This is a genomic window from Neisseria sp. HMSC70E02 (assembly GCF_001838645.1).
Classification (GTDB): domain Bacteria; phylum Pseudomonadota; class Gammaproteobacteria; order Burkholderiales; family Neisseriaceae; genus Neisseria; species Neisseria macacae.
In genome coordinates, this window is the sequence record NZ_KV838100.1 from 110992 (window position 1) to 117578 (window position 6587).

7 protein-coding genes are annotated in these 6587 nt (G+C 49.0%); 5 read left to right on the forward strand and 2 right to left on the reverse strand.

What is annotated here, in order from left to right; all coding sequences use genetic code 11:
• The first annotated feature begins 189 nt into the window (after positions 1 to 189).
• On the forward strand, positions 190 to 1758 hold the full coding sequence (locus tag HMPREF3277_RS07735) for a YdgA family protein (protein WP_070870751.1): 1569 nt from the start codon (positions 190 to 192) through the stop codon (positions 1756 to 1758).
• A 165-nt stretch (positions 1759 to 1923) separates the two neighbouring features.
• Here HMPREF3277_RS07735 and HMPREF3277_RS07740 read toward each other — a convergent pair whose 3' ends face one another.
• Entirely contained in the window at positions 1924 to 2406 is a 483-nt protein-coding gene (locus tag HMPREF3277_RS07740; RefSeq protein WP_009311747.1) for an NGO0322 family iron-responsive protein, read from the reverse strand.
• 381 nt (positions 2407 to 2787) lie between these two features.
• Here HMPREF3277_RS07740 and dnaQ point away from each other — a divergent pair, with 381 nt between their 5' ends.
• The 4 genes from dnaQ (at position 2788) to rpiA (ending at position 5501) form a co-directional block, all read left to right on the forward strand.
• Positions 2788 to 3513, forward strand: coding sequence for a DNA polymerase III subunit epsilon (gene dnaQ, locus HMPREF3277_RS07750; RefSeq protein ID WP_070870628.1), 726 nt, complete (start codon positions 2788 to 2790; stop codon positions 3511 to 3513).
• Positions 3510 to 4196 (forward strand): 2-C-methyl-D-erythritol 4-phosphate cytidylyltransferase, encoded by a 687-nt coding sequence (ispD, locus tag HMPREF3277_RS07755; RefSeq protein ID WP_070870630.1) that lies wholly within the window; start codon positions 3510 to 3512, stop codon positions 4194 to 4196. Before dnaQ ends, ispD begins: the two co-directional genes overlap by 4 nt.
• 83 nt (positions 4197 to 4279) lie before the next feature.
• Positions 4280 to 4759, forward strand: a complete 480-nt coding sequence (gene ispF, locus HMPREF3277_RS07760; protein ID WP_070870632.1) for a 2-C-methyl-D-erythritol 2,4-cyclodiphosphate synthase — start codon at positions 4280 to 4282, stop codon at positions 4757 to 4759.
• A 70-nt stretch (positions 4760 to 4829) separates the two neighbouring features.
• The gene (rpiA, locus tag HMPREF3277_RS07765; RefSeq protein ID WP_039410379.1) at positions 4830 to 5501 is read left to right on the forward strand and encodes a ribose-5-phosphate isomerase RpiA; all 672 of its coding nucleotides are present in this window, start codon (positions 4830 to 4832) and stop codon (positions 5499 to 5501) included.
• Between the two features lie 75 nt (positions 5502 to 5576).
• On the opposite strand, the gene HMPREF3277_RS07770 is transcribed toward rpiA, so the two are convergent.
• A complete protein-coding gene (locus HMPREF3277_RS07770; protein ID WP_070870634.1) occupies positions 5577 to 6458 on the reverse strand; it encodes a YicC/YloC family endoribonuclease in 882 nt (293 codons plus the stop codon).
• Positions 6459 to 6587: the final 129 nt, after the last annotated feature.

Sequence of the window (6587 nt, forward strand, 5' to 3'; positions counted from 1 at the left end):
TGGTAGTGGGCAGGTTTTCAGACGACCCGATTATAAATCAGAACGCTTGGAATAATGGAACATAAGCAGCTGGTTCATGAGGATGGAAAAGTACCAAATATGGACTAATTTGTACCGTCTAAGCTACCCAAAAGACAAATCGGTCAAAAAATGCTATTCTTATCGCTTTCAACCTATCTGTTTGTAGCAATGAAAAAGTATCTTATTTCGACCGTAGCCGTAGCCATCGCCGCGGGCCTCGGTGCGCCTTACTACTTCGGCATCAAAGCAGAAGAAACCCTGACTGCACAACAAAAGCTGTTGCAGGAATCAGGTTTTCTAACCGTAGAATCCCACCAATATGATCGGGGCTGGTTCGGTGCGACCGAAACTACGGTCATACGCCTGAAACCGACATTGCTTCAAAATACCCAGCAATATCTGCCCGATAATCTGAAAACCGTCTTGCAAGAGCCGATTACGGTTGTGAACCATATCAGCCATGGGCCGTTTGCCGGCGGTTTCGGTACTCAGGCTCATGTGGAAACAGAGTTCAAATACCATCCGGAAACCGAAAAAGTATTGTCGCGCTTCTTTGGCCAACAAGCTCCTTTGACCATGAGCAATACGATTTATTTCGGAGGAAGCGGCAAGCTTCAACTCAGCGTTCCGGCTTTCGACTATGAAGAGTTGTCCGGCATCAAGCTCAGCTGGAAAGGCTTGAGCGGCAACACCGATTACGAAAAAGATTTCCAAAGCTACCGTCATGATTATACCGCTCCGTCTTTGCAGCTCAAGCTGGCGGACAAGGGCGATGTTTCGATGGAAAACCTACATTTTCAATCTGAAACTTCAGACGGACTCAACAAGCTTTCTTTGGGCAAAAGCAGCATTACTTTGGATAAATTCCTGCTGCAATGGAAAGAAAATATTGATTACAACGTCAAGTTGAACGAGTTGATCAATTTGGTGACCAATCTGCAAATCGGTGCATTTGTCAATCCGACCGGCAGTATCGCGCCTTCAAAAATCGAAGTCAGCAAACTGAAATTTGATACCAATACCAACGAAGTTGATAAGTTTATCAATAGCGAAGGACGGTTCCAATTTGAAGAGCTGGTCTATGGCGAAGATAAATATGGTCCGTTGGATATCAATGTGGCAGCAGAGCATTTGGACGGCAAAGGTTTGCAGGCTTTAAAATCCAAGCTTGCCGAAGTCGCCAATAAGAAAATGAGCGAGGAAGAGATCCAAAACGCCTTGCTCCAAACCGCCAAAAACGAAGCTTCGGGTTTATTCACCAATGATCCGGTGCTGAATGTCAAGACATTCAAATTCATCATGCCGCAAGGTCAAGTGGATGTCAGCGGTAAACTAGCCTTTAAAGGCTTGGTGGCAAAAGATTTGAACAGCCTCAGCGAAATGCTGAAAAAAACCCATGCCGATTTCAATGTGAGCGTTCCGAAAAAACTGTTGGAGCAGATGGCAATCAACCAAGCGCGCAGCCTGTTTAGCGTCAATGCCGAAGATGAAGAAGCCGGACGCGCAGGAATTGAAGATATCAATGAAACGCTGCGTCTGATGGTGGACAGCACTGTGAAAAGTATGGCGCAGGAGCAATACCTGACTTTGGAAGAAAACAATATCAAAACCCATCTGACCCTGCAAAACAACGAATTGAAATTGAATGGCAAGGTGTTGCAAAACGATCCTGAGCCTGATTTTGATGAGCAGGACATGTTGCCGGAAAACCTGTCTTCATCTGAAGCAGGCAAGTAAACGGCAATAGACAAAAGGTCGTCTGAAACCGGATTTGAAGTTTGAATCCGATTTCAGACGACCTTTTTTGATTGGTTTGATGGAAGCCATGTTGAGTTGCAGGCAAAAAAATCGCCCCTTTAATTTTAAGGGGCGCAAAAGGAACACAAACCACTACCAAAACTGTTACAGGGCGAACTCCTCTAATTGACGTTGATGGGTTGCCGGATAAAGTGCCTTCATCAAATCATAGGGTGAAAGCGACAAATCTTTGCTTTTGGTCGTCAAGCGACCTTGCTGCGGTGTCAGTTCAAGCAAACGGGCATCAGACGCATGAATAAACTTTTCTTTTGCCTTCTGCATTTTGCGTTGTAAAACGGAAACGACGCGGCTGTACAAACTGTCTTTTTGTTTGACCTCCCGAGTGCTGGCGACCCAGCTTAAACGGGAATGGCTGTCTTCATCTTCAATCAGGAGGATGCCGGTTTGCGGCTGCTCCGACTTACCCATGCAGGGAAGCCAAACATAATAACGACCATCGAGCGTAACATATACGGCATCATGTACTTCGCAATCATCGCAACACTGGGTTGCCAAAAGAGAGCGGATGGTATGTTGGTGCAGTCTCAGAATGTCGAGAGAGACTTGCTGGAAAATATTTTCAGGCATTTTCTTCTCCTTTCGTTCTGTGGCGCGTTGATTTCGTTTCGATGGAATGCATTATACGGATAATTTCAAAATTTGCAAATGATAATTGTTATTATTATGAGAATAAGTAATAAGATAATGATTTTTATGGAAATTAATTTTTTGAAATTGATAAAACTTGAGTGATTTACTCGGAATTTAGAGAAAATGAGCCTTAGCGGGAATGTAAAGATCAATACGTCTGAAAAATTGTCAGCAAAATCCCTTGTCGGGGCAGTATTCATGTCCTAAGAAATATTGTATTCAAATACATAGGTCCTGAGCTTTACCGACTATACATTTGTAGCAGCCTTGCGTATGATTCAAGGCATTTTATCAATGAGCGCTATACAGAAGATTCCTATGAGCAAACGCCAGATTATCCTTGATACCGAAACCACGGGCCTTTATGCCGAAGGCGGCGACCGCTTGGTCGAGTTTGCCGGCCTGGAAATGATCAACCGCCAAATAACCGGCAACAACCTTCATTTATACGTTCATCCCGAGCGCGACATGCCTGAAGAAGCAGCAAAGGTGCACGGCTTGACCATTGAGGTTTTGGAAGAGAAAAACGCGCCGCCGTTTGCCGAAGTAGGGCAGCAGATTGCCGATTTTATACGCGATGCCGAGTTGATTATTCACAACGCCAAGTTTGACGTCGGCTTCCTGAACATGGAATTCCGCCGTATGGGGCTGCCTTCCATTGAGGAACTTGGCTGTACCGTAACCGACACGCTGGCGATGGCGCGGGAAATGTTCCCCGGTCAGAAAGCCAGTCTGGATGCTTTGTGTAACCGCCTTTCCGTCGACCGCAGCAAGCGCGTGCTGCACGGTGCGTTGATTGACTGCGAGCTTTTGGGTGAGGTTTATCTCGCCATGACGCGCCAGCAGTTTGATTTAATGGGTGGCGAAGAAAAAGAAGAAGATGAGGAAGTCAAACCGGTCATTGTTGCCGAAACCAAGCGTCCGGCGCATTTAAAAGTCATCAAAGCCAGCGCAGAAGAACTCGCCGCACACGAACAATATCTGGACGGTTTGGGCGAAGCCTGTTTGTGGCGCAAAGCCAAAACTGCCGGAGCCGAAGCATGACGCGCCGTCATATCGCTCTGATTCCCGCCGCAGGTATCGGAACACGCTTTGGGGCGGGAAAGCCCAAGCAATACGTTGAAATCAACGGCAAAACCGTGTTGCAGCATACGATAGACATTTTTGAAAACCATCCTGCCATCGATTTGATTGCCGTCATCGTATCGCCTAAGAATCAAACGTTTCAGACGACCCCTTCAAGTAAAACACGCGTATTCCGCGTAGGTGGAGCAAGCCGTGCCGAAACGGTGCGCAACGGCGTATCCGCATTGTTGGCGCAAGGTTTGGCGGCGGAGCAGGACAACATTCTCGTTCACGATGCCGCCCGTTGCTGCCTACCGCCCGAGGCGTTGACCCGTCTGATTGAGGAAGCGGGCGGGCAAGAGCAGGGCGGTATTTTGGCAATACCCGTTGCCGACACGCTCAAACGCGCCGACGGTGAAAACCATATTGGAGAAACCGTTTCCCGCGCCGGATTGTGGCAGGCGCAAACCCCGCAGCTTTTTCAGACGGCCTTATTGCACCGAGCTTTGTCGGCAGAGGATTTGAGCGATATTACAGACGAAGCGTCGGCAGTGGAAAAGCTGGGCGTGCAGCCGCTGCTGGTGCAGGGCGATACGCGCAATTTGAAGCTGACGCTGCCGCAGGATGAATTTATTGTGAGGCTGTTGTTGCAGGTCGTCTGAAAAAAGGGCTTAAAGAAAGTCAATTTTGGAACAAATGCTCAACCCGTTTTTCAGACGACCTGACATTGAAAAAAGGACAAAACATGAATATCCGTATCGGACAGGGCTACGATGTCCACCAACTCGTCGAAGGCCGCGATTTGATACTCGGCGGCGTAAACATCCCGTTTGAAAAAGGCCTGCTCGGCCATTCCGATGCCGACGCGCTTTTGCACGCGATTACCGACGCATTGCTCGGCGCGGCGGGTCTGGGTGACATTGGCAGCCATTTTCCCGATACCACTGCCGAGTTCAAAGATGCCGACAGCCGCGTATTGTTGCGTGAAGCGTATCAAAGCGTGCAGGCTTTAGGCTGGCACGTTGTGAACGTGGATACGACCATCATCGCGCAAAAGCCCAAACTCGCGCCGCACATTCCCGCCATGCGCGCCAACATTGCCGCCGATTTGGGCATTCAGACGACCTGTGTGAACATCAAAGGCAAAACCAACGAAAAACTCGGCTATCTGGGACGCATGGAAGCCATCGAGGCGCAGGCGGCGGTGTTGCTGGAAAAAGCGTAAGCAGGCAAGCACAAATGGCATGAAAATGTTAACATATGCCCATCAACCGACATCCCATTAAGGAGAAATCATGGCTACTCAAGACGAATTGAAGCGCATTGCCGCCGAGAAAGCGGTGGAATTCGTACCCGAAAACGAATACATCGGCATCGGCTCCGGCTCGACCGTCAATATGTTTATCGAAGCGTTGGGCAAAAGCGGCAAAAAAATCAAAGGCGCGGTTTCGACTTCTAAAAAGTCCAGCGAACTGATGGCGCAATACGACATCCCCGAAGTATCACTGAATGATGTGATGGGGCTGGCTGTCTATGTTGACGGCGCGGATGAAGTGAACCATATGCTGCAAATGATTAAAGGCGGCGGCGGCGCACATCTGAATGAAAAAGTCGTCGCCAGTGCGTCCGACAAATTCATCTGTATCGCCGACGAGAGCAAATATGTTTCGCGTTTGGGAAAATTCCCGCTGCCCGTAGAAGTGTTGCCCGGCGCGCGTTCGCTGGTGTCGCGCAAACTTTTGGCAATGGGCGGACAGCCTGAATTACGCCTGAACTACACCACCTTCCACGGCAACCAAATTATCGATGTCTATGACTTGCATATCGACCGTCCGCTGACTATGGAAGACGAAATTAACCGCATCACCGGCGTTCTCGAAAACGGCATCTTTGCCCGCAACGCCGCGGATGTGTTGATATTGGGTACAGAGCAGGGCGCCAAAGTCATCAAACCCGGACAAAACTAAGCATCCATTAAGAAAAAGGTCGTCTGAAAAGCGGAAAATGGCTTTTCAGACGACCTTTGCTTTATTTTTGAAGGCTTATTCGATGTTTTGAACCTGCTCGCGCATTTGCTCGATTAAGACTTTCAGTTCGACCGAAGCCTGCGTGCATTCCGCCGCGATTGCTTTGCTGCCCAGCGTGTTCGCTTCGCGGTTCAGTTCCTGCATCAGGAAGTCCAAGCGTTTGCCCGCGCTGCCTTTGTTTTCCGTAACGATGCGGCGGACTTCGGCGATGTGCGTGCGCAGGCGGCTGAATTCTTCGTCAACATCGGATTTTTGGATAAACAGCGCAAATTCCTGCTGTAAACGGTCGTTGTCGATATTGCCGACCGCTTCCGCCAAACGCGCGTTCACCTTGTCCATATGCGCCTGAAGCAGGCTGGGGAATAGCTCACTCAAGGCATCCACGATTTCTTCCATGCTGGTCAAACGTTGCAACAGATGTTCGCCAAGTTTTTTGCCTTCGCGTTTGCGGGCGGCGGCAAATTCTTTCAACGCCTCGTCTAGCAACTCTTGCACGGTTTTCGCCAAAGCTTCGGGGTCTTCGCTTTGACCTGCCAATATGCCCGGAAAGCGCAACACTTCAGCGACCGTCAGCTTGCCGAAACCGTGTTCCTTGCGCCAAGTTTTGTTCAAATCGGACAACTGTTTCACCAATTCTTCATTGGTTTCCAAACTCTGCCCGCCGACTGCCGCGTCCTGCAACTGAATACGGCATTCCAGTTTGCCGCGTGCGGCTGAAGTCGCAATTTTCTCGCGCAACGCGCCTTCCAGATAGCGCAATTCTTCAGGCATTCGGAATTGGACATCCAGATAACGGTGGTTCACCGCGCGGATTTCCAAGTTCACGCGCTTGCCGCCGCATTCGCCTGCGGCATTGGCAAAGCCGGTCATACTGTGGATATGGATGGATTGAGTCATGGTTTTACTCCGTTTCAAAATACGAGTGAAAGTGGAGGGACTATATCATATCTGGACTTTGATGACTTCAAGTATGGTGGATTGGGTTGAAAAGATATAGCGGATTAAATTTAAATCAGGACAAGGCGA

Bases quoted from the DNA above. Each gene is read 5' to 3' on its own strand.
- rpiA (WP_039410379.1), top strand. From the start codon at position 4,830: ATGGCTACTCAAGACGAATTGAAGCGCATTGCCGCCGAGAAAGCGGTG.
- ispD (WP_070870630.1), top strand. From the start codon at position 3,510: ATGACGCGCCGTCATATCGCTCTGATTCCCGCCGCAGGTATCGGAACA.
- HMPREF3277_RS07735 (WP_070870751.1), top strand. From the start codon at position 190: ATGAAAAAGTATCTTATTTCGACCGTAGCCGTAGCCATCGCCGCGGGC.
- HMPREF3277_RS07770 (WP_070870634.1), bottom strand. From the start codon at position 6,458: ATGACTCAATCCATCCATATCCACAGTATGACCGGCTTTGCCAATGCC.
- dnaQ (WP_070870628.1), top strand. From the start codon at position 2,788: ATGAGCAAACGCCAGATTATCCTTGATACCGAAACCACGGGCCTTTAT.
- ispF (WP_070870632.1), top strand. From the start codon at position 4,280: ATGAATATCCGTATCGGACAGGGCTACGATGTCCACCAACTCGTCGAA.
- HMPREF3277_RS07740 (WP_009311747.1), bottom strand. From the start codon at position 2,406: ATGCCTGAAAATATTTTCCAGCAAGTCTCTCTCGACATTCTGAGACTG.